Here is a 26147-nt window from a genome sequence, read left to right on the forward strand (position 1 = left end):
GATTATGGGGCTAGCTCAAGCTCGTGCACCGGCACGGTGCAAGCGGCAGGCCCTTCGATAAGGCGGCGCGGCATGCTAACCGTGATCGCCGCCGTTGGCGAGAGATACGCGCCGGATCAGCGACAGACAGCAGCATAAGGCCGCGACTCAGGAGGCAAGAAGCAGGCCAGTGAACGGCCCCGATCAGGTTTCCAGCAAAAAGGTCACAGGCCCATCGTTGACAAGCCGTACCTGCATGTCGGCACCGAAGCGCCCGCTGGCGACCTGCGGGTGTTGCGCACGTGCCTGTTCGAGCAGGTGGTCGAACAGCGCTTCGCCCAAGGCGGGCGGCGCGGCAGTGGAGAAGCCGGGCCGCAGGCCGCTGCGGGTATCGGCGGCAAGGGTGAACTGGGAAACCAGCAACAGGCCGCCGCCGATGTCCTTGAGTGACAGGTTCATCTTGCCGGCCGCGTCGCTGAACACCCGGTAATTGAGCAGCTTGTGCAGCAACTTGGCGCAGCTGGCCTCGTTGTCCTGCGGCTCGACGCCAACCAACACCAGCAGGCCCTGCTCGATGGCGCCCACGGTCTCGCCGGCGATATCCACACGGGCGCTGGAAACGCGTTGCAGCAGCGCTTTCATGCTTCGTCCGGCGCCAGGTCGAGCAGGCGATGGGCGATCTCGTCGGCGGCGCGCACCAGGGCATCGGCGATACCTGGCTCGGCGGCCGAATGGCCCGCCTCGCGGATGATCTGCAGCTCGCTGTTGGGCCAGGCCTGATGCAGCGCCCAGGCGTTGTCCAGCGGGCAGATGGCGTCGTAGCGGCCATGTACGATGATGCCCGGCAGGTGGGCGATCTTCGGCATGTCACGCAGCAGCTGATTGGGCTCCAGAAAAGCATCGTTGACGAAGTAGTGGCACTCGATGCGGGCGATCGACAGCGCGCGCAGGCTCTCGGCGAAGCGCTCGACCACCTGGGGGTTTGGCCGCAGCGTGGCGGTACGCCCTTCCCAGCATGACCAGGCCTTGGCGGCGTGCATCTGGGCGATCTGGTCAGAGCCGGTCAGGCGCTTGTAGAACGCCTGCATGAGGTCGCCCTGCTCTTCGGCGGGAATCGGCGCCAGGTAGTCCTGCCAGTAATCGGGGAACAGCCGACTGGCGCCCTCCTGGTAGAACCATTTGAACTCCTGGGGGCGGCACAGGAAGATGCCGCGCAGAATCAGCGCATGCACACGGTCCGGGTGTTTCTGCGCGTAGGCCAGCGACAGGGTCGAGCCCCAGGACCCACCGAACAGCACCCATTTGTCGATACCCAGGTGCTCGCGGATGCGCTCCATGTCGGCAACCAGATCCCAGGTGGTGTTGTTCTCCAGGCTCGCGTGGGGCGTGGAGCGTCCACAGCCGCGCTGGTCGAAAGTGACGATACGGTACAGGGTCGGGTCGAAGTAGCGGCGGCTGGCCGCATCGCAGCCGGCGCCGGGGCCACCATGCACGAACAGCACCGGCAGACCGTCCGCCGAGCCGCTTTCGTCCACGTAGAGAACGTGCGGCGCCTGAACCGCCAGTTCGTGGCGGGCGTACGGTTTGATCTCCGGATACAGCGTCTGCATGGTGCCCTCCTGAGGAAGAATTGAGATAGGCTCGGGCCGCTCGCGCGTGGCGGGCTAATGCGCTCGTCCGGGCATCATAACCATGAAACTGTTCCTGCGCTACAACAACGTCAAGGTGCTGGCCCTGAGCAAGAACAGCCGCGTGGACGTGACCTACCGCGACAAGGGGTACACGGACGCACAGGTGGGCCTGACCGGAGCTGAAGGACTGATCCCCGATAGCGCCCGGCATTACGCCGTGAAGCTGGAATGGTGGCAGGACGACGGCGGGTGGAAACTCGCGCGGCTGGATTGGGAGTGAGAGCCCTGTGCGGCATTGGCCGAAACGCGGTGATGGATGACGCAGCACCTCACAACTGCATCGCCCGGCAGACGGCCGCCTAGCGCTGCTCTACCCATTAGGACGCGGTTAAACGTAGGGTGGGTGGAGGCATTACCGGCCTGAGGGAATCTCTCGATCCCCGCCGCCGCAACCCAACATCTGCGCACGCCTAATGCTGATCGGCTACGCAATGGTGGGATTCGCGGCCTCTACGAAATACGGCCAGTCACTGCGCCGGTTTGGCGCCGTCACGCCAGATCAGCTCGCTGGTGTCATAGCCCTGTGCGCGGGCCACGGACAGCAGCTCGTCACGCACTTCGTTGGAAATGGTCGGAGTACGCGATAGCAGCCACAGGTATTTGTGGTTGGGGTGGCCGACCAATGCAGTCTGGTAGTCGTCGTCCAGATCCAGCACCCAGTACTCGCCCTTGGTCACGCCGGGCAGCAGGCGGCTGAACCAGTTGTCGAAGGTCACCCACAACTTGTCGGTCTTGCCTTCGACCTGTGGCACGGCGCGGCCCTCGACCTGGTTCCACTGGCCATCGGCTTCGCGGCAGCGGTTGGTGACCGCCACGCTGCCGTCATTCTGCAGGCGGTAGTGAGCCTCGGACTCCACGCAGTTGCGCTGGAAGAACATCGGCAGGCGCGCGATCTCGTACCAGGTGCCCTGGTAGCGCTCGAGATCGACCGAGTCGACGGTCTTCGGCGGCGCCGTGCCGGTGCCCGAGTTGGCGCAGCCGGTCAGCAGCAGGGCACCCAGTGCAATGGCGCCTAGAATACGTTTGCTCATCACTTCAATCCTTTCGAAGAAAACATGATCACCTTGTCACCGGCGTACTGGACGCTGATGAAACTCACCTGGTCGCCCCAGGTGCAGCTGGACATGCCCAGCGCGCCCGAGCACTCGGTAGGCTTGCCGAGCAGGTTCTCGACCTCGGCCTTGTTCATGCCCGAATAGAGCTTGGCGTAGTTTTCCTGATTGACCTTGCCGCAGGCGGCCAGCATGACGCAGCCTGCCAGCAACGCAATAACGCGCAGACGCATGGGATATCTCCAGTGTCCTGTGAGTGCCGGATGCCGGTTCGACGTCAGAAGCGTGAGCCCGGTTCCGCGAGAAAGCACAACTCGTCCGCAGTGCTGACGCGCCCGAGAATTTCGTTGCGATGAGGAAAGCGCCCAAAACGTGCGATGACCTGCTGGTGGCGCACGGCGTAGTCCAGAAAGCCGGCGAACAGTTCGCACTCGGCATCACCGGCCTGCTCGGCCAGCTCACGGAACAGTTGCACGGCGCGGGTCTGCTGAAGTGGATCCTCGGCGTGCTCAAGCACCAGGTAGATGAACACCCGTTGCAGCGGCGACAGCTCGCGATCCCAACCCAGGGTAATGCCCCGCTCGACCAGTTCTCGGGCGCGAACATCGCCGGCAAAGGCCAGCGGCGTATCGCGGTGGATCATGCGCGGCAGTTGGTCGAGTAACAGCACCTGGGCGAGCCAGCCGTGGGGATCGGCCGACCAGCCCTGCAGCTCGCCGGTGATTGCCTGCTCGACCAGCAAACCGAAGCGCTCACGTGCTTCGGCATCCTGCGCGTCACGCTTGCCGAACCACAACTTGTGCTTCTCGGCAGCGCTCTGCGCAGCCGTACTCGCCGGGCCGAACCACCAGTCGAGCAACGGCTGCCAGGGCGTCATCGGTCAGCCCTTGTGGTAGCCGGTAACGCGCTCGACTTCTTCCTTGGAACCGAGGAACACCGGCACACGCTGGTGCAGGGAGTCGGGCTGGATGTCGAGGATGCGCTGCACGCCATCGGTGGCGGCGCCACCAGCCTGCTCAATGATGAAGGACATCGGGTTGGCTTCGTACATCAGGCGCAGCTTGCCAGCCTTGTCCGGCTCACGGCTGTCGCGCGGGTACATGAACAGGCCGCCGCGGGTCAGGATGCGGTGCACGTCGGCGACCATCGAGGCGATCCAGCGCATGTTGTAGTTCTTGCCCAGTGGGCCTTCCTTGCCGGCCAGCAGCTCGTCCACATAGCGTTTGACCGGGGCTTCCCAGTGGCGCTGGTTGGACATGTTGATGGCGAATTCGGCGGTACTTTCCGGCACGCTGATGTTGTCGTGGGTGAGCACGAAGCTGCCCAGCTCGCGATCCAGGGTGAAGCCCTTGACGCCGTTGCCCAAGGTCAGGATCAGCATGGTCTGCGGGCCGTAGATGGCGTAACCGGCGGCAACCTGCTGGGTGCCCGGCTGCTGGAAGGCCTTTTCATTGAGGCTTTCATTCTGCGAAAGGTACTCGCTGGGGCAGCGCAGTACCGAGAAGATGGTGCCGACCGAGACGTTGACGTCGATGTTCGAGGAGCCGTCCAGCGGGTCGAATACCAGCAGGTAGGCACCCTTGGGGTACTTACCGGGGATCTGGTAGGCGTTATCCATTTCCTCGGAAGCCATGCCGGCCAGGTGACCGCCCCACTCGTTGGCTTCGAGCAGGATGTCGTTGGAGATCACGTCGAGCTTCTTCTGCACTTCGCCCTGTACGTTCTCGGTGCCCATGCTGCCGAGCACGCCGCCCAGGGCGCCCTTGGAAACGGCATGGCTGATCTCCTTGCACGCACGCGCCACCACTTCGATCAGGAAGCGCAGATCGGCCGGGGTGTTTTGACTACGGGTCTGCTCGATGAGGTAACGGCTCAGGGTAACGCGGGACATGAAGGACTCCGGGAAGGAAGGTAATCGGAAGGAGTTTAACCCTTTCCAGAAACAGACGCCTCAGCGGCGGAGGCCAACCGCGGCAGCGGGCTGCATACGCGGTTACGACCACGGCGTTTGGCTTCGTACAAGGCGGCGTCGGCAGCCTGCAGCAACTCGTCGAGCGCTCTGCCCTGCTCAGGCCACAGCGCCAGGCCAGCCGAGAGGGTCACGTGGCGCAAGCCACTGCGGGTTTCGATCGGTTTTTGCGCCAGTCCCTGGCAGATGGCCTCGAGGCGTTTGGTCGCTTCGCGGGCATCGGCACCGGGAAGAATGACAAGGAACTCCTCACCGCCGATACGAAAGACCGTATCGGAACTGCGCAAGTTCACCAGCAGATACTGGGCGACGCTCCTGAGCACATCGTCGCCATCCAGATGGCCGTATTGATCGTTGAGCTGCTTGAAGTGATCCAAATCGATCAACGCCACTGCCAGCGGGGCGTTCTCACGACGCGCACGAGCCAGCTCACGACCGAACAGCTCGTCCAGATAACGCCGATTGTAAAGGCCGGTCAGCGGGTCGCAGAGTGCCTGTTCACGTAGTTGCTCGTGCAGACTGGTAATGGTGCGCAGGCGTTCCTCGCTCAGCGCGAGGGCTTCAGCGAGCTTGAGTTTGGCGCGTTGGCGCTGGGTCACGTCGCGCAGATAGAGCAACTGGCCGAGTACCAGAATGCCGTGGCGAGTCAGCCGCTCGATGGGGCGCGTGCGTACCTCGAAGTAATGGTTGGCATCGCTCTGGATCAGCAACGGCTCACGCAGCTCACCCTGTTCCACCAACTGCACCGCCAGCTCGCCGCCGAAACCCGGCCAGTCCTGCAGGCGACGCCCCTGCCAGTCGTTCTTCAACCCGCCAAGCTTGAGCGCCGCCTGGTTGGCCTCGATCACCCGCCACTGGGTGTCGACCACCATCACCGGATCGGGCAGCGCTTCGAGCAGCAGATGACGAGCCACCGGCACCATGTCGAACAGCCGTACGCCGAGGATCAGCCAGGAAAACGCCGCCAGGGTGAACACGAAACTGAAGGGCGTCGGGTCGACGCCGAACACCACGAAACCAAAGCCGACATAGGCGATGTTGGCCGACCAGGGCACCGCGGTGATCAGCACGAACGCCAGGTAATGGCGCCGGTGCACGCCATGGCTGATCAGCGCGGCGCGCAGCACCACCACCAGGCTGAAGCTCATGAACAGGTAGACGTACACCGCCGCGGCATAGAACAGCGGGCCGTGGTCGAAGCGGATCGGCGCGCCCGGCTCGCCGGAAACCGGCCCCGTGGCGGCGCCATAGAACAGGCCGTGCCAGGGGTTGCTCAGCACCACCAGCCAGATCAGCAGCGGCATGAGGATCATGCCCAGCATCGAGCGGCGCCCCAGGGGCTGGCGCACGCTGCTCACGTACTGCCAGAGAAACACCGCCCAGAAGGTCGGCACGCTGATGATGCCCGGCCACGACATGGTGGCCCAGAGCATCTTGCACTCGGGCGCCACGGAGGCCACTTCCAGGCCGGCCATGAACATCCACCACATGCTCGCCAGGTGCATCAGGATGAAGGTGTCACGCCCCGGGAAATCGCGCTGATTGATCACCCAGCGTGCCAGCAGCACACCGCCGATACAGACCACTGCGGTGACCAGCACCGCGATGTCGAGGCGCCAGGCGTTGACCAGGCAGGAATTCATGCGCCTGCCCCGCCCGCCCGGCGGCAGAAAACGGCCGGGCACGACGCAGCGCGACGCGAGACACGGGCAAGCATGGAGGACGTATCCATTCCGACAGGCTCAGGATAGAGGCCAGCGCAAAGCGCCTGGCGACCTAAAATCCAGCCGAGCCGCGAGCCAATGAGGGCAGACAGGGAGGGCGGGAATTTTCGCCGCTACAATACTGCAATTCGCTGCATTCTCCGCAGTTTTTTATCGGACCAGTGCAGGGAAAAACGCCGAAGTGGAGCCGCCGGCCGGCAGATAATTGTTCACTATTTCCCCAACATAGCTATGATCGCGCGCCGCCAAACCATGCGAACCTCCCCGAGATGAAAAGCAACCTGATCGCCGCCGCGGAAATCGACCGCCTCGACACCTGGGCACGCTACACCGCCGACATGTGCCACAGCTGCATTTCCAGCTGCTGTCAGCTGCCGGTCGAAGTGCGTATCAATGACCTGATCCGTATCGGCGTGGTCGACGAATTCGAGCGTGGCGAACCGCCACGCAACATCGCCAAGCGCCTGCAGAAAGACGGCCTGGTGGAGCGCTTCAACCAGAAGTCCGGAATCTTCACCCTGACGCGCATGAGCAACAACGACTGCTATTACCTGGATCGCAAGACCCGGCTGTGCACCATCTATGACCGGCGCCCGGACACCTGCCGTAATCATCCCAAGATCGGCCCGCGCCCGGGCTACTGCGCCTGGCGGCCTAAGTAAGGCTGCAACGTCTGGTTACCCGGACGCCTGAACACCACGCTTCGCTGATCCCTCGAATCCTCCACACCGGCCCGCACCGCCACCCGGAGGATTTCCATGCGCTCCCGCTTTCTTGCGCACGCCCTGTTTGCTGCTCTCGCCGCTGCACTGGCAGGCACTGCAACGGGCGACAGCGCGCAGCCTGACTGGCAGGAGCCGCTGCTCGAACGCCTGCAGGCAATCACCGCCAAACAGAAAGGCGAGCTGGGCGTCTACGTCAAGGATCTACACAGCAACCTGGCGGTCACCCTGCGTGCTGAAGAACGTTGGTATATGGCCTCCGGGATCAAGGTGCCGGTGGCCATTGCGGTGCTGCGCGGTGTCGAGCGCGGCGACTGGCAGCTCGACACACGCCTGTCGCTTGAAGCTGACGATTTTGTCGATGGTGCCGGCAGCACCAACCAGTACGGGCCCGGCGAGCGCCTGAGCGTGCGCTTTCTGCTCGAGCAGATGATCATCTACAGCGACAACACCGCCACCGACCGGCTGATTCGCCTGGCCGGCCTGGATGCCGTAAACGGCTTGGTGCGCGAACTGGTGCCAGAGGGCTTCGAGCCGATCACCACCCTGGGCGACGTGCGCCGGCATATCTATGCCGAATTGCACCCGGCGGCGGCGAAGCTCGGTGGCCGCGACCTGCTGCGTCTGCGCCAGGCACGCCAGGACGACGCGCGCCTGAACCGCCTGGCCGAGCTACTCGGCGTCCCACGTTCGGCCCTGGCACCGATCAGCCTGGGCAGCGCTTACACCGCCTACTACCGCAGCAACCTCAACGCCGCCACGCTCTCGGCCTATGGCGAGCTGCTCGAACGGCTGGCCACCGGCCAGGCATTGGGCAATGAGCAGACCGCCTACCTGCTGTCGGTGATGAGTCGGGTCAAGACCGGCAGCAAACGCCTGATCGCCGGCCTGCCAAAGGACGCCCGCCTCGCCCACAAGACCGGCACCCAGCGTGCGCGTATCTGTGACTCGGGGCTGATCGAAACACCTCAGCGTGGCGCCGCCGAGCCGGTACTGATCGTCGCCTGCGTGCAGGGCGAACTGTCCCTGAGCAAGGCCGAACGCACCTTGCGCCAGGTGGGCGAAGCCCTCACAGACTCTGGAGTGCTGAGCCGTGACGCAATCAACTGAGGGCCTGGCCATGAAGATCCTGTTCGCGGGCCTCGCCCTGCTTGGTTGTGCGGCGCTGTCTCTGTGGCTGTGGGCTGCACCCCAACGAGACGCGCGTTTCGACGCTTTGGCCGAGCGGCTGCGCGAACTCGACGAGGCCTCGCCCGGTCAGTTGGGCGTCTATCTGCTGCGCACTGCTGACGGCAGCGAGCTGAGCCATCACGCCGAGCGCAGCTGGTACCTGGCCTCGGCCACCAAGGCGGCAATCGCCATCGCCGTGCTGCAGGAAGTCGACGACGGCAAGCTGCAGCTCGACCAGCCGATCACCCTCGAAGAAGGCGACCGGGTCGACGGCTCCGGTGGCCTGGTGTGGGAAGACGCCGGCTCCCGTTACAGCGTCGGTGAACTGCTGCGCGAGATGTTGCAGGAGAGTGATAACACCGCCGCCGACATGCTGATCCGCGCAGCCGGCCTGGAGCGCATCAACGAGCGTATCACTGCAGCCGCCGGCGGCGACTTCGGCAAGGTGACCCGTCTGCTGGACGTGCGCCGCGACCTGTACGGGCAGCTGCACTCCGACGCCCGCTCAATTGAAAATCGCCAGATCGTCGAAATCGCCGCGGCGCCGCTCGGCCCGCAGCGAGTCGAGGCGGTGGCCAACGCCCTGGACATGAAGCCCGAACAGCTGGAAACCCGCGACATCGACCAGGCCTACCGGCGCTATTACGAGAGCGGCCTGAACAGCGCCACGCTGGTCGCCTACGGGCAGCTGCTCGGCAAGCTGGCCAAGGGCGAATTACTCTCCCGGCCCAGCACCGAACTGCTCTACGACATCATGGGCCTGGACAGCTACGAGGCCTATCGCCTGGAAGCCGGCCTGAGCGAACAGCTGCCCTTTATTCAGAAAACCGGCACCCAGCGCGGCCGCGCCTGCCACATGGGCATCGCCAACCCAGAGGGCGAAGACGCCCTGGTCATCCTCGCCTGCGCCGAGGCGCTCGATGAGGACGCCGAAGCCGGCAAGCTGTTCGAACGGGTCGGCGAGGCGATTCAGGAGCTGGTGCTGGACGCGCCTGCCGAAACGGCCTGAAAGCCCGCAGTATTAGCCACAGCGGCGCTTGCGCTCAGGCGCGTCCGTTGGCCGCACGCAACACACTGAGCGCCATCAGCACCAACACGCCGACACCGATCAACAGCACGGCCCACAAACCGGCGCGCTTCCAGTCGAAGCCAGGCTCCGCCGGCAGGGCCGCAGGCTCCAAATCAACCTGCGCAATCCGGCCATCGATGACCGCCTGCCCCATGCCCGCCAGGCGCTGTGCATCGAAACCGGGCACCAGGGTGGTGACGGGCAGGCTCCCCGCCTGTGCATTCGTCCGGCCAAGGGCCAGCTGATAAGGCGGATTGCCGCGAACCAGAAACAGCAGCTCAGTCGCGCGCATGGCAACCTGCAGACGCGGCTCGCTCAGCCCCAGACCGCCGCCGCGGCTATCGACCTGCAAGCGCAACTGGCTGACCGGCAGGGGCGGCAGCTCGATCTGATCCTGCACCAGCTCGTGACCATCACCAGGCAGTCGGTAAAGAACCGAGTTCGCCAGCGGCGCCCACGGCCCTTTGCTGTCGCGTCGCCCCTCCAGCATCACCGGAGCCACGCTGTTGGCCTGCTCGATCTCGACGCGCACGCGCTCCAGTGGCAAGGCCAGCGGCAGGGTCCAGGTAACGCCCTGCTCATCCACCTGCCCCTGCAGCGCAGCCGACCAGATAAGCGCAGCAGGTTCGGCCTTACTGCGTGTGCCGCTGACACTGGCAGCGCTGAGGTTGGCCGCCTGCTCCGGCGCCAGCCACAGCAGGCGCAGGTAGCGCGCCCGGATAGTCGGCAGCTCCACTTCGCTCTTGTCGATGCGTTCGCCATTGAAGCTCAGGCGGGCGACCTGCCCCTCGCCCACGGGCCGCCAATGATCCAGGTCGTCACTGGCCTCGATGCTGAAGCGCTGGAAGCCTTCGCTCTCGGCCTGCCACTCCAGGTAGAGGCGCTGCAGGGAAAAGTCTGTGGCGCTGGCGTCCAGCAACCAGCCGCGCAACACCTCGGCAGTGGCGGCCGGTTCGGCGACTTCGATGATCGAGCCATCATCGCCACGCTGCACACGCAAGGTCGGCACGGCATCGCGGCGTCCTGCCGGACCACGCAGCGGGAACAGCCGCAGATCGGCGCGCTGCTGGCTCTCGGCAAAGCGCTCGGCGCCGGGGATCAGGCTGTAGGCCAGGCGCTCGCCTTCGCCATTGAACAGGCGCAGGTCGCGAAAGTCGGCGTGGTGGGCAGCAAGCTGAGCTTCCATCGGCAACTGCATCCGATACCAGGGGCCCTCGCCACTGAGGGTCAGCGGTACGCTCACGGCATAGTCCAGGGGACGCTCGGAAAGCTCGGCCGCGGCCACCAGAGGCGTGCCCAGCGTAAGCAGCGCCAACGCGATATTCAGCTTCATGCTGGCACCTGCTCCTTGGCTTCTCGGCGTGGCGGCAGCGGGGCGAAATAGCCCACCACCAGCAGGAGCACGCCGACGCCGATAAAGGAAATGATCCGCTCCAGGCTACCGCTGTTTCCCAGGTCGACGAAGAATAGCTTAACGACCACCACACCGATCAGCGACGCGCCGACCATCCACAGATCACGCCGTACACGTATATGCCCGGTAATGGTCAGGCCCAAGGCGATCAGCGTCCAGACGATGGACAGCCCAGCCTGCACCAGCTGCGACCCCACCAGTGCATCGGCCTGGAACGGCACCTGCCCCCAATGGACGGCGGTGCGGCAGACCATCATGGTCAAGAGCGCGAACAAGGAAGCACCCATCACGTCCTGGGTCGCCCTGCGCAGGTGTTCTGCTCTGATCGCCAGCATGGCCAGGCCTTGCCGGGCCCAGTGCTGCACGGCGAAAAGCACGATCAGCATGCCCAGCTCAAGCGGGTTGATCAGCGGCACATACGGCAGTGGCTCGGCAGAACCGTCACTGAGCAGGTTGACCAGCCAGAACCAGCCCAGCAAGACAACGGCGATTGGCAACGCCGCATAGCTGCGGTACTCCCGCGGATAGGCCGCCATCGGCCAGGGTAGCGCCCGGCGCACGCTCATCAGCAGCAGGAAGGCGCACGGCACCAGCACCCAGCCCAGCCAGCGCCAGGCGTTGTAGTTTTCCGCCAGGGCCGCGAACAGGAAGCGCAGCTCCAGCGCCACGACGCCGAGCAGCAACCAGCAACCAAGCACATGACTGCTGCGCACCAGCACCTCCGGCGCCAGCCCGACAACGCGCCGCAGCATCAGCAAATGCACGATGAACAGCGCCGGCCAGGCCAGCCAACCAAGCTCAGCCAGCGGGTGATAGTCCAGATGCCAGGCGAACGGTACGGCGGCGAAACCCAGCGGCACCAGCGCCAGACTGAGCACCGCCAGTGCCGGCCAGCGCTGATGCAGAGCGAACAGGGTGGTGGAGGCCAGACTGATCGCCGCGACCAGCAGGAATACGTGCGCCTGCAGTGGCTCCGGAACGAAGCGCGCTATCTCGCTGAACGCTGCCAGCAGCCACCAGGCGGCGAACCAGCACAGCGCCACATTGGATAGCTCCTGCAACGCCATAGACCGCAGGTCGGCACGGTTCAAGCGCCCGGCAAGGTGCAGGCGCCAAGCGCAGAACAGGCCCGCCAGCGCCAGCAGCACGGGCGTCCAGAACGCCAGGTGGGCGAGCGGCCGTTGGGTTTCGTCTACCAACGCCTGGTAGAGACCGTCACTGAAGATCAGGTAGATGATGCCGCCCAAGGCCTGCACCACTAAAGCGCCGGTCAGCAGGCTGCGCGCGCCCAGCGACAATCCGGCAAGCAACGTCGCGGCGCTGGCCACGGCCCAGGCGGCAGCCGTGGCGTAGGGCCCGAAACACAGCGGAGCGAGCAAATAGAGGAAGGCCAGGCCGCCATAGGCCAGGGCAGGCTGAAGCTTGCGCTCGCGATCCGTAACGGTATCTCCCGCGCCGCGCAGCTGCAGGAAGCTGAACAGCAGCGCTACTCCGAGCATCAGCGCACCGAGTGCCGAGCCGGTGAGCAAGGTGTCGTAACCGAAGCGTACGTCCCACAGATAGGCCGCCGCGGCGGCCACTTGCAGCAGCAGGGCGAACAGGCGCGCGAACAAACGCTGCTGACGCAACGCCAGCCAGTACAGGCCAGCGCCTTCGACCGCCCAAGCGGCGGAAGTCCAGCGGGCATCCAGCCCCAGCGGAATGGCCAGGGTAGCGAATATCACGCCCAGCGCCAGGCAGGTTTCCATCAATAGCACGGCACGCCCCGGTGCACGGGCAACCAGCACCCGGGCCAGCGCCATGTAAAGCAGGCCCATGGCCAACGCGCTGAACGCCGGGCCGAAGGGCAGGTGCTGAACCACCGCGTACTGCAATCCGAAGCCCACCAGTGGTGTGCCGAACAGCACGCTGCCATCGACATAGCCCGTCTGGCGCGCCGACCACTTGAGCAGGGCCTGGCGGGAATCGTTCTCCGGCTCGCTCGGCGCCTCGAGCAGACGGCGACGGGCGAACAGCAGGCCGATGGCCACGTACATCAGGAAGAACAGCACCAGAAACGCCTGGGTGCTGAGCCACAGATCCGGCGTGTAGGAACGCAGGCCCCAGGCCAGACCGATACCGAAGGTGCCGACGAAACCGATCAGGTTGAGCTCACGCCAGGCCTTGAACCAGGCGATGGCGAAGATCCCGGCGTTGAGCAGAGCGAAATAGCTGAACAGCGCAACATGGCTGCCACCGCCGCTGGAGGCCAGGATCGGCGCCGCGAAGCCGCCAAGCGCTGCCGCCGCGGCCAGGCCGCGGGCATCCTGCAGGATGGCCAGCACCGCCGAACACAGCGTTACCACCACCAGCAGCACCATCGCGACCTGCGGCGTGAGCAAGGGGTGCAGGCGCATGGCCGCGAATACCGTCAGATAAAGCACGGCGATACCACCGCCCTGCATCAGCAAAGCGTAGGCCGGGCGCCGCTGACGCAGCCACCAGCCCAGCGCCAGCAGCGCAATCGCCGCCAGCGCCACACCGGCGTAGCGAAACTCGATGGCGACTACCACCCGCTCGGAGGCATAACGCAGCAGGAAGGCCAGCCCCAGAAAGAGCAGCACCAGGCCCACGCGCAGCACGGTATTGCCGCCCAGCAGCCAGTCCCGCGCCGCGGTGATACCACGTTCCAGAAGGCCTGGCGCTGGCGGCTCGGTAACGCGCGCAGCTGCCGGGACATGCGGCACGTCAGGAAGCTCCAAGACGGGCTCCGGGCTCGACTGTACCGCCGGCTCGCCAGGCGAGGCGGCGGGCAGTTCCAGCTCGAGCTCCCACTCAGGCTCCGCCGCTGGTTCTACCGGCGCCGCAGCAGCTTGTTCGACAGCAGGCTGCGCAAGTGCCTCTTCATGGGGCTCGACCGCGACATCGGTTTGTGGCGGCGCGCCCGTCTCCAGCCGCAGCAGGCGCTCATGCAGATCGCCCGTGCCCAGGTTGAAGCGTTCGATCAGCCCTGCCAGCGACTTGCGTAGCGCCTCGTGCTGAAGCCTCAGCGCCTGCAGCGCGATCGCCTGCCCTACCGCCAGCCCGACGAAAGCGCCCAGCAACGCGCCTGCCATCGCTTCGCCACTCACGGCGCCCAGCACCAGGGCACCGAGTACCAGCCCGATCAGCATGAAAATCCACTGCATGCGTTCGAATCCTTGAAGAGAAGATCATCCATGCCGGGCGCGGGCCTGGCAGAGCGCGAATTATAGGGGCTGCGCGCACCAGTTGGATGATGCAGTCGATCACAAATGTGGCAGACGAACATCAAGCCGAACCCGGCGGCGCGCCTGCGCATCGGCACAGACAACACAGAAGCGGATTGTTCCTGGCAGCCGGCAAAAAATGCTCGATTTTGGCGACTCTGCCTGCATTGCCAGCACCCACAAAAAAGCCCCCGCCGGTTCACACCGGCGGGGGCTTGTTCAGTCAGCTAGAACGGGATCAGTTCTTGGCTTTCTTGGCAGCGCGGGTGCGCTCGCCTTCGTCGAGGATCTTCTTGCGCAGACGGATCGACTTCGGCGTCACTTCGCACAGCTCGTCGTCCTGGATGAATTCCAGAGCCTGCTCCAGGGTGAAGCGAACCGGCGGCACCAGGGCGATGGTTTCGTCCTTGCCCGAAGCACGCATGTTGTCGAGCTTCTTGCCCTTGGTTGGGTTGACGCCCAGGTCGTTGTCGCGGCTGTTCAGGCCGATGATCTGACCGTTGTAGACTTCCTGGCCGTGCTCGACGAACAGCTTGCCGCGCGCCTGCAGGGTTTCCAGGGAGTAGGTCAGCGCCTTGCCGGTATCGATCGACACCAGTACGCCGTTCTGGCGGCCGGACATGTGGCCCGACTTCATCACGTCGTAACGGTCGAAGATAGAGGTCAGGATGCCTGCACCGTTGGTCAGGGTCAGGAAGGCGTTACGGAAGCCGATCAGACCACGAGCCGGGATGTTGTATTCCAGGCGTACGCGACCTTTGCCGTCCGGCACCATGTTGCTCAGGTCGCCTTTACGCAGACCCATTTCTTCCATGACCTTGCCCTGGGATTCTTCCGGGATGTCGATGGTGACGTTCTCGTACGGCTCGTGCTTGGCGCCGTCGACTTCACGGATGATCACTTCCGGACGGCCAACGCCCATCTCGAAGCCTTCGCGACGCATGTTCTCGATCAGTACCGACAGGTGCAGCTCACCGCGGCCGGAGACCTTGAACTTGTCGGCCGAGTCGCCTTCTTCGACGCGCAAGGCCACGTTGTACAGCAGTTCCTTGTCCAGACGCTCCTTGATGTTGCGGCTGGTGACGAACTTGCCTTCCTTGCCGCAGAACGGCGAATCGTTGACCTGGAAGGTCATGGAAACGGTCGGCTCGTCGACGGTCAGCGGCTTCATGGCCTCGACGTTGTTCTGGTCGCACAGAGTGTCGGAGATGAACAGCTCGTCCATGCCGCTGACGCAGACGATGTCGCCGGCAGTGGCTTCTTCGACGTCCACGCGGTGCAGACCGTGGTGGCCCATCAGCTTGAGGATACGGCCGTTACGCTTCTTGCCTTCGGTGTCGATGGCAGTGACCGGGGTGTTCGGCTTGACGCGACCACGGGCGATACGGCCAACACCGATGATGCCCAGGAAGCTGTTGTAGTCCAGTGCGGAGATCTGCATCTGGAACGGGCCGTCGATGTCGACGTTCGGCGCCGGCACGTGGTCGACGATGGCCTGGTACAGCGGAGTCAGGTCTTCGGCCATGTCGGTGTGGTCCAGACCGGCGATGCCGTTCAGGGCGCTGGCGTAGACGACCTGGAAGTCCAGCTGCTCTTCGGTGGCACCGAGGTTGTCGAATAGGTCGAAGATCTGGTCCATGACCCAGTCAGGACGCGCGCCCGGACGGTCGATCTTGTTGATCACAACGATCGGACGCAGGCCGGCTTCGAAGGCCTTCTTGGTCACGAAACGGGTTTGCGGCATCGGGCCGTCCTGGGCGTCGACGACCAGCAGTACGGAGTCGACCATCGACATCACGCGTTCTACTTCACCGCCGAAGTCGGCGTGGCCGGGGGTGTCGACGATGTTGATGCGGTAGTCGTTCCACTTGATGGCGGTGTTCTTGGCCAGAATGGTGATGCCGCGCTCTTTTTCCTGGTCGTTGCTGTCCATCACGCGCTCGTCGTTGAGCTCGCTGCGCTCCAGGGTGCCTGACTGACGCAGCAGAGCGTCGACCAGGGTGGTCTTGCCATGGTCAACGTGGGCGATGATGGCGATGTTGCGTAGATTCTCGATCACAGTAGTGGTCTCGTAGGTTGGGTCGGGCTACCCGGCAGTTGCTTCAAGGGCCCAACGCGAAAAATCGGGATTAAGGGTAAAGGCAGTCTGTTAAGGCTGTGTGGCGGCAAACTCACCGCCAATCAGGTCGGGAGGGCGATGGCGGATGCTGCCGCCATTGAGTCCGGGCGTCTTATGCCGGACGATAAACGCGCACATTGGCATGCCCCTCGCTCAGCAGGTGATGGGCATGCAGGCGGCTCATGACGCCCCTGTCGCAATAAAGGAGGTACTGGCGGTTCTCGTCCAGCTCCTTGAAACGATTATTGATGGCGTAGAACGGCAACGCCTGGACTTCCACGCCCTCGATTTCCAGCGGCTCATCTTCGGCCTGGTCGGGGTGGCGAATGTCGATCACCACGTGGCCGGGCAGCGCCTCGGCGACTTCCTCGACCTGCACGTCCTGGCCCAGCTCTTCGATCACCCGATCGATGGCGATCAGGCGCGCACGCTCGAGGGCGCGCTCGAGCACCGCCATGTCGAACTGTTCTTCTTCATGGACGACGCGATGGGGCTTGGCCTTGGTGGTCGGGTTCACCGAAATCACGCCGCAATACTCGGGCATGTGACGGGCGAACTCGGCCGTGCCGATGGTCTCGGCGGTGTCGATGATGTCCTGCTTGTGGCTGGTGATCAGCGGGCGCAGCACCAGCTTGTCGGTGACCGAGTCGATCACCGAGAGGTTCGGCAGGGTCTGGCTGGACACCTGGCTGACTGCCTCGCCGGTCACCAGAGCATCGATCTGCAGACGCTCGGCCAGGCGGCTGGCGGCGCGCAGCATCATGCGCTTGAGGGTGACGCCCATGTAGCTGTTGTCGACCTTGCCGAGAATCTCGCCGAGCACTTCCTCGAACGGCACGCTGATGAACAGCACGCGCTGGCTGCTGCCGTACTTCTTCCACAGGTAGTGAGCGACTTCCATCACGCCCAGCTCGTGGGCGCGGCCGCCGAGGTTGAAGAAGCAAAAGTGGCTCATCAAGCCACGGCGCATGATCTGGTAGGCCGCCACGGTGGAGTCGAAGCCGCCGCTCATCAGCACCAGGGTCTGCTCCAGCGAGCCCAGGGGGTAGCCACCCAGGCCCGGGTGCTGGTGATGAATGACGTACAGGCGCTCGTTGCGGATCTCGATGCGTACTTCGACCTCGGGTTTCTTCAGGTCGATACCGGCAGCGCCGCACTGCTGGCGCAGCTGGCTGCCGACGTAGCGCTCCACATCTATAGAGGAGAACGAATGGCGGCCACCGCGCTTGCAGCGCACCGAGAAGATCTTGCCGGCCAGTTGCTCGCCGTAATGGAGCTTGCACTTGGCGACGATATCGTCGAAGTCGCCCAGCGGATATTCGTCGATCTGCAGGAAGTGCACGATGCCTGGCACGCAGCTCAGGCGCTCGACGATCTCCTGCTGGACCTTGGGCTCGGCCACCTCGGTTTTCACTTCCAGATTGTCCCAGACACCGGTGACCTGCAGCTGCGGGTCGAGATCACGCAACACCACGCGGATGTTCTTGGCCAGCTGCCGAATGAAGTTCTTGCGAACCGGCGGGCTCTTGATGGTGATTTCCGGGAAGACTTTGACGATCAGTTTCATGGGAGCAAATGTCGGGGGCCAGGGCCTGAAAAACAGGGGCGCGGATTATAAAGGAAATTGCTCAACCTTTGATCAAAAATCCGCAAACAATCTGACGCCGCACCAAGATCGAACACAATGCCAATAAATTGCACCATTGAGGTGCTTAAGTGGTTCGTTTTGTAGCGCCACTAGCTGCTACAGCGCTGTGTTTCGGGGCATGCGTCCATCACGGGGCACTGGCATGCATATTGCTCCCTTGTGAGGCAGGGTGTCCTGGCCGACTATCGGGCCCGGCGTCACGAACTCAAAGAAGGGTCAACGAACGACCCTATCCACCTGGAGGACAACATGTCTAAGGCTGTTCAACTGATCAAAGAACACGACGTGAAGTGGGTAGACCTGCGCTTCACCGATACCAAAGGTAAGCAGCACCACGTGACCATGCCGGCCCGTGACGCCCTGGACGAAGACTTCTTCGAACACGGCAAGATGTTCGACGGCTCCTCCATCCACGGCTGGAAAGGCATCGAAGCCTCCGACATGATCCTGATGCCGGTTGACGATACCGCCGTACTGGATCCGTTCACCGAAGAGCCGACCCTGATCCTGGTCTGCGACATCATCGAGCCGAGCACCATGCAAGGCTATGACCGCGATCCACGCTCCATCGCCAAGCGCGCCGAAGAATTCCTCAAAGGCACCGGCCTGGGCGACACCGTATTCGTGGGCCCGGAGCCAGAGTTCTTCATCTTCGACGAAGTGAAGTTCAAGTCCGACATCTCCGGCTCGATGTTCAAGATCTACTCCGAGCAAGGCTCCTGGATGACCGACCAGGACGTGGAAGGCGGCAACAAAGGCCACCGTCCAGCCGTCAAAGGCGGTTACTTCCCGGTTCCGCCGTGCGACCACGACCACGAAATCCGTACTGCCATGTGTAATGCCATGGAAGAAATGGGCCTGGTCGTCGAAGTGCACCACCACGAAGTGGCCACCGCCGGCCAGAACGAAATCGGTGTGAAGTTCAACACCCTGGTCGCCAAGGCTGACGAAGTTCAGACCCTGAAGTACTGCGTACACAACGTGGCCGATGCCTACGGTAAAACCGCGACCTTCATGCCCAAGCCCCTGTACGGCGACAACGGTTCGGGTATGCACGTCCACATGTCGATCTCCAAAGACGGCAAGAACACCTTCGCAGGCGAAGGCTATGCCGGTCTGTCCGAGACCGCTCTGTACTTCATCGGCGGCATCATCAAGCACGGTAAGGCCCTGAACGGCTTCACCAACCCGTCGACCAACTCCTACAAGCGCCTGGTTCCGGGCTTCGAAGCGCCGGTCATGCTGGCCTACTCGGCTCGCAACCGTTCCGCTTCGATCCGTATCCCGTACGTGTCGAGCCCGAAAGCCCGCCGTATCGAAGCGCGCTTCCCGGATCCGGCTGCCAACCCGTACCTGGCCTTCGCTGCATTGCTGATGGCCGGTATCGACGGTATCCAGAACAAGATCCACCCTGGCGACGCAGCGGACAAGAACCTGTACGACCTGCCGCCGGAAGAAGGCAAGCTGATCCCGCAGGTTTGCGGCAGCCTGAAAGAAGCCCTGGAAGAGCTGGACAAGGGCCGCGCGTTCCTGACCAAGGGCGGCGTGTTCTCCGACGATTTCATCGATGCCTACATCGAGCTGAAATCGGAAGAAGAAATCAAGGTACGCACCTTCGTACACCCGCTGGAATACGACCTGTACTACAGCGTCTAAGCCAGCCACGCTGCCTGGCGGCGTAACGAAAACCTCCCCGGTTCTGCCGGGGAGGTTTTTTTATGCCCGCCGCCTGCGAAACGTGGCAGGCGAGAGTGCAAATGGCCCCAGTCATTTTTTATGCCCGGCTATTTTTCAGCGCCAGTGCAAATCCTTGGAGCCGCGCGCTTGCCAGCACGCGATGGCGGTGCAAGGCTATCGCCATCACCCGACAGGAGAACGGCCCGATGCGCCGCACGCTCACTTGCCTGCTGCTGATCCTGGCCCTGCCGGTCAGCGCACAGATCTACAAGTACACTGACGCCAACGGCAACACGGTGTTCACCAACCAGCCGCCGGAAGGTACCAAGGCCGAAAGCGTCGAGCTCAAGCCGATCAACACCAGCACCTCGGCGGAAGCGCCCACTACAACCAGCAGCGAACCGCGCCTGAGCGAACTGCCGCAAAATCCCTACCAGATTCTCGAACTGCGCGACCTGCCCAGCGAGGAAGCGCTACGCGCCAACAACGGCACCTTTTCCGTCGGCGTGACCATCGAACCGCGCCTGGGCCCAGGACATAGCCTGCGCCTGCTGCTCGACGGCAAGCCTTATGGCCAGCCTAGCAACGTGCCGCGCCTGCAACTGACTGAAGTGGACCGCGGCGAGCACAGCATTGCCGTGGCCGTGATGCAGGGCGAGCGGATTGTTCAGCAGAGCGAGACGCGCACCTTCACGGTGCAGCGGGTCGGCACCCACAGCCCGGGTCGGGGTAACTGAAGGCCATGCGCGCGCTGCTTTTCGCCCTGTTACTGGTCGCCCTGCCGAGCCTCGCCCAGGTCTACACCTACGTGGATGCCGAGGGTAACCGGGTGTTCACCGACAGCCCTCGCGATGGCAACGCCAAACAGGTGCAGATGGCGCCGTCCAACCGCATCGAGCAGCCAACTCGGCGCCTGTCACCCCCTCCCGCTCCTGCCGCCCCCGCCGGACCGATCCTCAGCTACGAGCTGCTGCGCATTACCATTCCGCAGCCTGACGCGACCATCAACGACAACGCCGGCAACCTGATCGTCACCGCCAATGCCGAGCCAGCCCTGTACCCGGGCCACCGCTATCGCCTGCTGCTCGATGGCCAGCCCTACGGCGAAGCTGGGCGCAGCCCGGTGTTCCCCTTGCAGAATATCGACCGCGGCACCCACCAGATTGCCGTGGAGATCATCACCGAGGGCGGCATCATCGTCGAACGCACGCCAAGCCAGCCCTTCCACATGAAGCGCGTGTCCCTGGCCCAGAAGCGCAAGGTTCGCCCCTGCGAAAAGGACGATTACGGCGTGCGCCCCGAGTGCCCGATCAAGGACAAGCCCAAGGAAGAGGACAAAGGCATCATCGGCATCCTGCCGTTCCTTTAACTTTCGGCTCGGTTTCAGGGTTTGCCTGCAGAGTGGCGGGCGGCGATCCGCTGTAGCTCCGAGCTCTTTGTCTGCCTTGATAAAGAATTCGAGGCTAAAGCCTCTCCCACAAAGCTCCGCGCCTGTCGTCCGCTTCTGCCTTGTAGCAGCCTCTTCCATCTCGCCTAAAAGATTGTGAGTAGACTCCGGGCTTATCCGCGCGATATTTGCTCACACCCAACTCGCACCATTAAGGTGCGCGCTGGCGCACCGATTTCTATACTCATCCCAAATTGGCACACGCCTACCAGCTTCACTGCGCCGAAAAGAGGCCAATTACGGGAGTTTTCTGCTGCCTGCGCTTCTTTGCAGGGCTTTGGTTTGCTTCTTGCATTTTCTCCCGCACTGCCGCGAGCCAGGGCGTTTCGCTCTCACTCGCCGGCCCTTCTGCCCTATCGCACGAGGAACGACTTTTGGCTGGCCCACACCTGCAACGAGACTTGCCACGCTGCGCCACGTTGCCAGACAACGACTCGGCCGTGCTCCAGGCAAGCTGCACGCTGGCGGGCGCAGAGCGATGATCATCAACGACTCGCTGCATCGCCTGCTGCTCGACAATCTGACCACAGCGACGCTGCTGCTCAACGCCGACCTGCGCCTGGAATACATGAACCCCGCCGCGGAGATGCTTCTGGCGGTCAGCGGCCAACGCAGCCATGGCCAGTTCATCAGCGAACTGTTCACCGAAACCCGCGAAGCCCTCGGCGCCTTGAGACAGGCGGTGGCTGAAGCCCACCCGTTCAACAAGCGCGAGGCGGTGCTGACCACCCAGACCGGCCAGAGCCTAACCGTCGACTACGCCGTGACGCCGGTACTCAGCCGCGGTGAAACCCTGCTGCTGCTCGAAGTGCACCCGCGCGACCGGCTGCTGCGCATCACCAAGGAAGAGGCTCAACTGTCCAAGCAGGAAACCACCAAGCTACTGGTGCGCGGCCTGGCCCACGAGATCAAGAACCCCCTGGGCGGCATTCGTGGAGCTGCCCAGCTGCTGGCCCGCGAGTTGCCCGAAGAGAGCCTCAAGGATTACACCAACGTGATCATCGAGGAGTCCGACCGCCTGCGTAACCTGGTCGACCGCATGCTCGGCTCCAACAAACTGCCGTCCCTGGCAATCACCAACGTGCATGAGGTGCTCGAGCGCGTCGCCAGCCTGGTAGAAGCGGAAAGCCAGGGCAGCGTGGTGCTGGTGCGCGATTACGACCCAAGCATCCCCGACCTGATCGTCGACCGCGAGCAGATGATCCAGGCGGTGCTCAACATCGTGCGTAATGCCATGCAGGCGCTGGCCGCCAAACCCGAGCTGCGTCCCGGCCGCATCACCCTGCGCACGCGCACCCTGCGACAGTTCACCATCGGCTACATCCGCCACCGCCTGGTGACCAAGATCGAGATCATCGACAACGGCCCGGGCATTCCGCCAGAGCTGCAGGAAACCATCTTCTATCCCATGGTCAGCGGGCGTGCCGACGGCACCGGGCTGGGCCTGGCGATTACCCAGAACATCATCAGTCAGCATCAAGGCCTGATCGAATGCGAGAGCCACCCCGGGCAAACCGTGTTCTCGATCTTTCTGCCGCTGGAACAAGGAGCAACGCCGACATGAGCCGAAGTGAAACCGTATGGATCGTTGACGACGACCGCTCCATCCGCTGGGTCCTGGAAAAGGCCCTGCAACAGGAAGGCATGAGCACCCAGAGTTTCGACAGCGCCGATGGCGTGCTGGGCCGCCTCTCGCGTCAACAGCCGGACGTGATCATTTCCGATATCCGCATGCCCGGCTCCAGCGGCCTTGAGCTGCTGTCGAGCATCCGCGAAATGCATCCGCGCTTGCCGGTGATCATCATGACCGCCCACTCGGACCTGGACAGCGCCGTGGCGTCCTACCAGGGTGGCGCCTTCGAATACCTGCCCAAGCCGTTCGACGTCGACGAGGCGGTGTCGCTGGTAAAACGTGCCAACCAACACGCCAAGGAGCAGCAGGGCCTGCACGTGCCGGCCGCCCAGGCGCGTACCCCGGAAATCATCGGTGAAGCGCCGGCGATGCAGGAGGTGTTCCGTGCCATCGGCCGCTTGAGCCACTCCAACATCACCGTGCTGATCAATGGTGAGTCGGGTACCGGTAAAGAGCTGGTCGCCCATGCCCTGCACCGCCACAGCCCGCGCGCCGCTTCGCCGTTCATCGCGCTGAACATGGCGGCTATCCCCAAGGACCTGATGGAATCCGAGCTATTCGGCCACGAGAAAGGCGCCTTCACCGGCGCGGCCAACCAGCGTCGCGGGCGCTTCGAGCAGGCCGACGGCGGCACCCTGTTCCTCGACGAGATCGGCGACATGCCGGCCGACACTCAGACCCGGCTGCTGCGCGTGCTGGCCGACGGTGAGTTCTACCGCGTGGGCGGTCATACGCCGGTCAAGGTGGATGTGCGCATCATCGCCGCCACCCACCAGAACCTGGAAAGCCTGGTCACCGCCGGCAAGTTTCGCGAAGACCTGTTCCACCGCCTCAACGTGATCCGCATCCATATCCCCCGGCTGTCGGATCGCCGCGAAGACATCCCCACTCTGGCCCGCCACTTCCTCGCCCGCGCAGCCACCGAGCTGGCAGTCGAGCCCAAATTGCTGAAAAGCGAAACCGAGGATTACCTGCAGCAGCTGCAGTGGCCCGGCAACGTGCGCCAGTTGGAGAACACCTGCCGGTGGATCACCGTGATGGCCTCGGGGCGCGAAGTGCATGTCGACGACCTGCCGCCGGAGCTGCTGGTGCAGCCTCAGGACAACGCGCCGGTCAGCAACTGGGAGCAGGCGCTGCGCCAGTGGGCCGACCAGGCCCTGGGCCGCGGCCAGTCGAACCTGCTCGATAGCGCCGTGCCGGCCTTCGAACGGATCATGATCGAGACCGCCCTCAAGCACACCGCCGGTCGCCGCCGTGACGCCGCCCTGCTACTGGGCTGGGGTCGCAACACCCTGACCCGCAAGATCAAGGAGCTGGGCATGAACGTCGACGGCTCCGAAGACGACGACAGCGACGACAACTAAGCCGTACCTGCAAAGACAAGAACGCCGCGCCCCGAACAGGGCACGGCGTTTTTTATGGGTATCGGTTTGGCAACATCGCGAATGTCCCGCAATACCAATGGGTTTCACCTACGCGGCCCGCCCCATCCTACCCACTGCAGAGCGATACCAGAAAGCCCCAAGTGTCGCTGCGCTCGGCCCGAGCTACCGCGCTGAGTATGAGTGATGTGAGGCTAGGCTTTGTGGGAGCGGGCGGGGATGCCTAGTCCATGCCCGCGATGCAGACGCCGCCGATATAAGCCTGGACTAGCTCATCAAGACCTGCATTGTCGATACCATCGCTTTCGCGCGCATGGCGCGCTCCCACATTTATCTGCGGGCAGGCTTCATATCTCCGACAACCCAAGAATGCACGCCATCAGCGCACGGCAGGTGCATTCATGCACCCGAGCGGAACATTCGCGAAGCGGCACCAGGCGGATAAAAACCTGGCAATTACCGCTAAAGCCCAGCATCCACGTGCCCTGCAACGAATTCACGAAAACTGGCACGCCACCTGCAATGGTACTGACAACCCAGTTTCGGGGACCTTGGTACAGGCAGGCCGGGGATTCCCCTCTTTCTTTGGGAGCCTCGGTACAGGCAGGCCGGGACCTCCCTTCTTTCTTCGGGGGACTCTGATACAGGCAGATCAGATAATCCCTCTTTTCTTCGGGAGCCCTGGTACAGGCAGGCCGGGAACTCCCTCTTTTCTTCCTAACGCGGCGCCAGACGAACCGTCAGGCGCCAGCGGCCCTCGACCTCTTCAGTATCCATCTCGGCGTGCAGCGGCCGAGCCGCCACCACCCGCACTTCCAGCTCACGCCCATCACGCACCACGCGCCAGTTGGCGGCGCGCCCGGCGATCTGCAGCTGGCCCTGGCGCTCGCGGCCCAGCCCTTCGAAACGCAGTGCAAAGGTGCCGTGAGCGTCGCTGACCTGCACGTGCGGCTCGACGTTGAACCACAGCAGCAGGCGGTCGTCCTGAACGTCGATGTCCTTGAGGTGCATGGCATCCGGGTGGAACAGCCGGCCGATCATCAGGCCGACCAGGAAACCGAAGATCGCCAGCGAGCCGATCACCCGCACCCAGGGGCGCGGCCTTGGCGGCTTATCCGGCGTAGAATGGCGCCCGTCTTCTGGCCTGGAGCCGTGCATGTTTCATGTAATCCTTTTTCAACCGGAAATCCCGCCCAATACCGGCAACGTTATCAGGCTTTGCGCCAATAGCGGCTGCCACCTGCACCTGGTCGAGCCGCTGGGCTTCGAACTGGACGACAAGCGCCTGCGCCGCGCCGGGCTGGATTATCACGAATACGCGCCGCTCAAGCGCCACGCCAGCCTGGAGGCCTGCCTGGAAAGCCTCGGCCAGCCGCGGGTGTTCGCCTTCACCACCAAGGGCTCGCAGCCTTTCCATGAAGTGGCCTACCAGCCGGGCGATGCCTTTCTGTTCGGCCCGGAGAGCCGCGGCCTGCCGGCCGAGATTCGTGAGGCCCTGCCCGAATCGCAACGCGTGCGCCTGCCGATGCGCGAAGGCTGCCGCAGCCTGAACCTGTCCAACACCGTGGCGGTGGCCGTCTACGAAGCCTGGCGCCAGCACGGCTTCGCCATGGACTGACGGTGCTTAGGAGACTGGCGTCGATCACAGCGATAGGCGCAACACCATCCCTGGGTATCGCTTCGCTCAACCGCAGGCTACGAATCTCAGCCAATAAAAAACGCCCCGAAGGGCGTTTTTTGCAGCAACCGATAACTCAGTTGGCCTGCTGACGCTGCAGCTCCTGGGCGTACAGGGCGTCGAAGTTCACCGGGGCCAGCATCAGCGCCGGGAACGAGCCGCGTACCACCAGGCTATCCAGGGTCTCGCGGGCATACGGGAACAGGATGTTCGGGCAGAACGCGCCCAGGGTGTGGCTCATGGAAGCAGCGTCCAGGCCCTTGATCAGGAAGATGCCGGCCTGCTGCACTTCGGCGATGAAGGCGGTTTCTTCACCATTCTTCACGGTCACCGACAGGGTCAGCACCACTTCGTGGAAGTCGCCTTCCAGGGCTTTCTGACGGGTGTTGAGGTCCATCGAGACGCTCGGCGTCCACTCCTGGCGGAAGATCTCGGGGCTCTTCGGCGCTTCGAAGGACAGGTCACGCACGTAGATGCGCTGCAGGGAGAACTGAGGAGTCTGTTCGCCTTGGGCGGCGCCGTTAGCTTGTTCGGTCATGGGGCAAA

At 63.7% G+C, this 26147-nt stretch carries 22 protein-coding genes and 1 pseudogene; 10 read left to right on the forward strand and 13 right to left on the reverse strand.

Going from position 1 to position 26147, the window contains the following annotated elements; translation table 11 throughout:
* Positions 1 to 183: 183 nt before the first annotated feature.
* Both dtd and pip read right to left on the reverse strand, forming a co-directional pair.
* Entirely contained in the window at positions 184 to 621 is a 438-nt protein-coding gene (dtd, locus tag BM279_RS00715; protein WP_093500024.1) for a D-aminoacyl-tRNA deacylase, read from the reverse strand.
* Positions 618 to 1589, reverse strand: a complete 972-nt coding sequence (gene pip / locus BM279_RS00720) for a prolyl aminopeptidase (RefSeq protein ID WP_093500027.1) — start codon at positions 1587 to 1589, stop codon at positions 618 to 620. The genes dtd and pip overlap by 4 nt, the downstream gene beginning before the upstream one ends.
* A gap of 88 nt (positions 1590 to 1677) precedes the next feature.
* On the opposite strand from pip, the pseudogene BM279_RS00725 reads away from it, so the two are divergent.
* Positions 1678 to 1890 (forward strand): annotated as a pseudogene (locus BM279_RS00725) (hypothetical protein); the annotation flags it as partial.
* Between the two features lie 247 nt (positions 1891 to 2137).
* On the opposite strand, the gene BM279_RS00730 reads toward BM279_RS00725, so the two are convergent.
* From BM279_RS00730 to BM279_RS00750, 5 genes are read right to left on the reverse strand one after another with little or no spacing between them, the layout of a single operon-like run.
* Complete coding sequence (locus BM279_RS00730; protein WP_093500029.1) at positions 2138 to 2701, reverse strand: lipocalin family protein; 564 nt, start codon at positions 2699 to 2701, stop codon at positions 2138 to 2140.
* Positions 2701 to 2955, reverse strand: coding sequence for an outer membrane protein assembly factor BamE domain-containing protein (bamE, locus tag BM279_RS00735; RefSeq protein ID WP_013792954.1), 255 nt, complete (start codon positions 2953 to 2955; stop codon positions 2701 to 2703). The genes BM279_RS00730 and bamE overlap by 1 nt, the downstream gene beginning before the upstream one ends.
* A 44-nt stretch (positions 2956 to 2999) precedes the next feature.
* Positions 3000 to 3599, reverse strand: a complete 600-nt coding sequence (locus BM279_RS00740; protein WP_093500031.1) for a DUF924 family protein — start codon at positions 3597 to 3599, stop codon at positions 3000 to 3002.
* Positions 3600 to 3602: 3 nt separating this feature from the next.
* Positions 3603 to 4613, reverse strand: a complete 1011-nt coding sequence (locus tag BM279_RS00745) for a class 1 fructose-bisphosphatase (RefSeq protein ID WP_013792956.1) — start codon at positions 4611 to 4613, stop codon at positions 3603 to 3605.
* Positions 4614 to 4648: 35 nt separating this feature from the next.
* Positions 4649 to 6334, reverse strand: a complete 1686-nt coding sequence (locus BM279_RS00750) for a histidine kinase N-terminal 7TM domain-containing diguanylate cyclase (protein ID WP_093500033.1) — start codon at positions 6332 to 6334, stop codon at positions 4649 to 4651.
* 350 nt (positions 6335 to 6684) lie between these two features.
* Here BM279_RS00750 and BM279_RS00755 point away from each other — a divergent pair, with 350 nt between their 5' ends.
* The 3 genes from BM279_RS00755 (at position 6685) to BM279_RS00765 (ending at position 9316) form a co-directional block, all read left to right on the forward strand.
* Positions 6685 to 7077 carry a YkgJ family cysteine cluster protein gene (locus BM279_RS00755; RefSeq protein ID WP_093500035.1) on the forward strand — a complete coding sequence of 131 codons (393 nt, stop codon included), beginning with the start codon at positions 6685 to 6687 and terminating at the stop codon, positions 7075 to 7077.
* Positions 7078 to 7173: 96 nt separating this feature from the next.
* Positions 7174 to 8247 (forward strand): serine hydrolase, encoded by a 1074-nt coding sequence (locus BM279_RS00760; protein WP_093500038.1) that lies wholly within the window; start codon positions 7174 to 7176, stop codon positions 8245 to 8247.
* Positions 8231 to 9316 carry a serine hydrolase gene (locus BM279_RS00765; RefSeq protein ID WP_244154100.1) on the forward strand — a complete coding sequence of 362 codons (1086 nt, stop codon included), beginning with the start codon at positions 8231 to 8233 and terminating at the stop codon, positions 9314 to 9316. Before BM279_RS00760 ends, BM279_RS00765 begins: the two co-directional genes overlap by 17 nt.
* Before the next feature lie 34 nt (positions 9317 to 9350).
* Here the strand turns inward: BM279_RS00765 and BM279_RS00770 are convergent, their stop codons facing one another.
* The 4 genes from BM279_RS00770 to thiI all read right to left on the reverse strand — a co-directional run bounded on the left by BM279_RS00770 (position 9351) and on the right by thiI (position 17703).
* Positions 9351 to 10709 (reverse strand): DUF3999 domain-containing protein, encoded by a 1359-nt coding sequence (locus BM279_RS00770; RefSeq protein ID WP_093500043.1) that lies wholly within the window; start codon positions 10707 to 10709, stop codon positions 9351 to 9353.
* Positions 10706 to 13957, reverse strand: coding sequence for a DUF2339 domain-containing protein (locus BM279_RS00775; RefSeq protein WP_093500045.1), 3252 nt, complete (start codon positions 13955 to 13957; stop codon positions 10706 to 10708). Before BM279_RS00775 ends, BM279_RS00770 begins: the two co-directional genes overlap by 4 nt.
* Before the next feature lie 298 nt (positions 13958 to 14255).
* Positions 14256 to 16076 carry a translational GTPase TypA gene (gene typA / locus BM279_RS00780; protein ID WP_093500047.1) on the reverse strand — a complete coding sequence of 607 codons (1821 nt, stop codon included), beginning with the start codon at positions 16074 to 16076 and terminating at the stop codon, positions 14256 to 14258.
* A gap of 172 nt (positions 16077 to 16248) precedes the next feature.
* Positions 16249 to 17703, reverse strand: a complete 1455-nt coding sequence (thiI, locus tag BM279_RS00785; protein ID WP_093500049.1) for a tRNA uracil 4-sulfurtransferase ThiI — start codon at positions 17701 to 17703, stop codon at positions 16249 to 16251.
* A gap of 330 nt (positions 17704 to 18033) precedes the next feature.
* Between thiI and glnA the strand changes: the two genes are divergently transcribed.
* The 5 genes from glnA to ntrC all read left to right on the forward strand — a co-directional run bounded on the left by glnA (position 18034) and on the right by ntrC (position 23905).
* Positions 18034 to 19440, forward strand: a complete 1407-nt coding sequence (gene glnA, locus BM279_RS00790; RefSeq protein ID WP_093500051.1) for a glutamate--ammonia ligase — start codon at positions 18034 to 18036, stop codon at positions 19438 to 19440.
* Between the two features lie 227 nt (positions 19441 to 19667).
* Positions 19668 to 20198, forward strand: coding sequence for a DUF4124 domain-containing protein (locus tag BM279_RS00795; RefSeq protein ID WP_093500053.1), 531 nt, complete (start codon positions 19668 to 19670; stop codon positions 20196 to 20198).
* A gap of 5 nt (positions 20199 to 20203) precedes the next feature.
* A complete protein-coding gene (locus BM279_RS00800) occupies positions 20204 to 20830 on the forward strand; it encodes a DUF4124 domain-containing protein (protein WP_093500055.1) in 627 nt (208 codons plus the stop codon).
* 556 nt (positions 20831 to 21386) lie between these two features.
* Positions 21387 to 22472, forward strand: coding sequence for a nitrogen regulation protein NR(II) (gene glnL / locus BM279_RS00805; RefSeq protein ID WP_013792978.1), 1086 nt, complete (start codon positions 21387 to 21389; stop codon positions 22470 to 22472).
* Positions 22469 to 23905 carry a nitrogen regulation protein NR(I) gene (gene ntrC / locus BM279_RS00810; RefSeq protein ID WP_093500057.1) on the forward strand — a complete coding sequence of 479 codons (1437 nt, stop codon included), beginning with the start codon at positions 22469 to 22471 and terminating at the stop codon, positions 23903 to 23905. Before glnL ends, ntrC begins: the two co-directional genes overlap by 4 nt.
* A gap of 735 nt (positions 23906 to 24640) precedes the next feature.
* On the opposite strand, the gene BM279_RS00815 is transcribed toward ntrC, so the two are convergent.
* Positions 24641 to 25081 carry a hypothetical protein gene (locus BM279_RS00815; protein ID WP_093500059.1) on the reverse strand — a complete coding sequence of 147 codons (441 nt, stop codon included), beginning with the start codon at positions 25079 to 25081 and terminating at the stop codon, positions 24641 to 24643.
* Between BM279_RS00815 and trmL the strand changes: the two genes are divergently transcribed.
* Complete coding sequence (gene trmL, locus BM279_RS00820) at positions 25080 to 25541, forward strand: tRNA (uridine(34)/cytosine(34)/5-carboxymethylaminomethyluridine(34)-2'-O)-methyltransferase TrmL (protein WP_093500060.1); 462 nt, start codon at positions 25080 to 25082, stop codon at positions 25539 to 25541. The two genes, BM279_RS00815 and trmL, sit on opposite strands and share 2 nt — an antisense overlap.
* Before the next feature lie 136 nt (positions 25542 to 25677).
* Here trmL and secB read toward each other — a convergent pair whose 3' ends face one another.
* The gene (secB, locus tag BM279_RS00825) at positions 25678 to 26139 is read right to left on the reverse strand and encodes a protein-export chaperone SecB (protein ID WP_013792982.1); all 462 of its coding nucleotides are present in this window, start codon (positions 26137 to 26139) and stop codon (positions 25678 to 25680) included.
* Between the last annotated feature and the right edge of the window lie 8 nt (positions 26140 to 26147).

Source organism: Phytopseudomonas straminea, assembly GCF_900112645.1.
Classification (GTDB): Bacteria; Pseudomonadota; Gammaproteobacteria; order Pseudomonadales; family Pseudomonadaceae; genus Aquipseudomonas; species Aquipseudomonas straminea.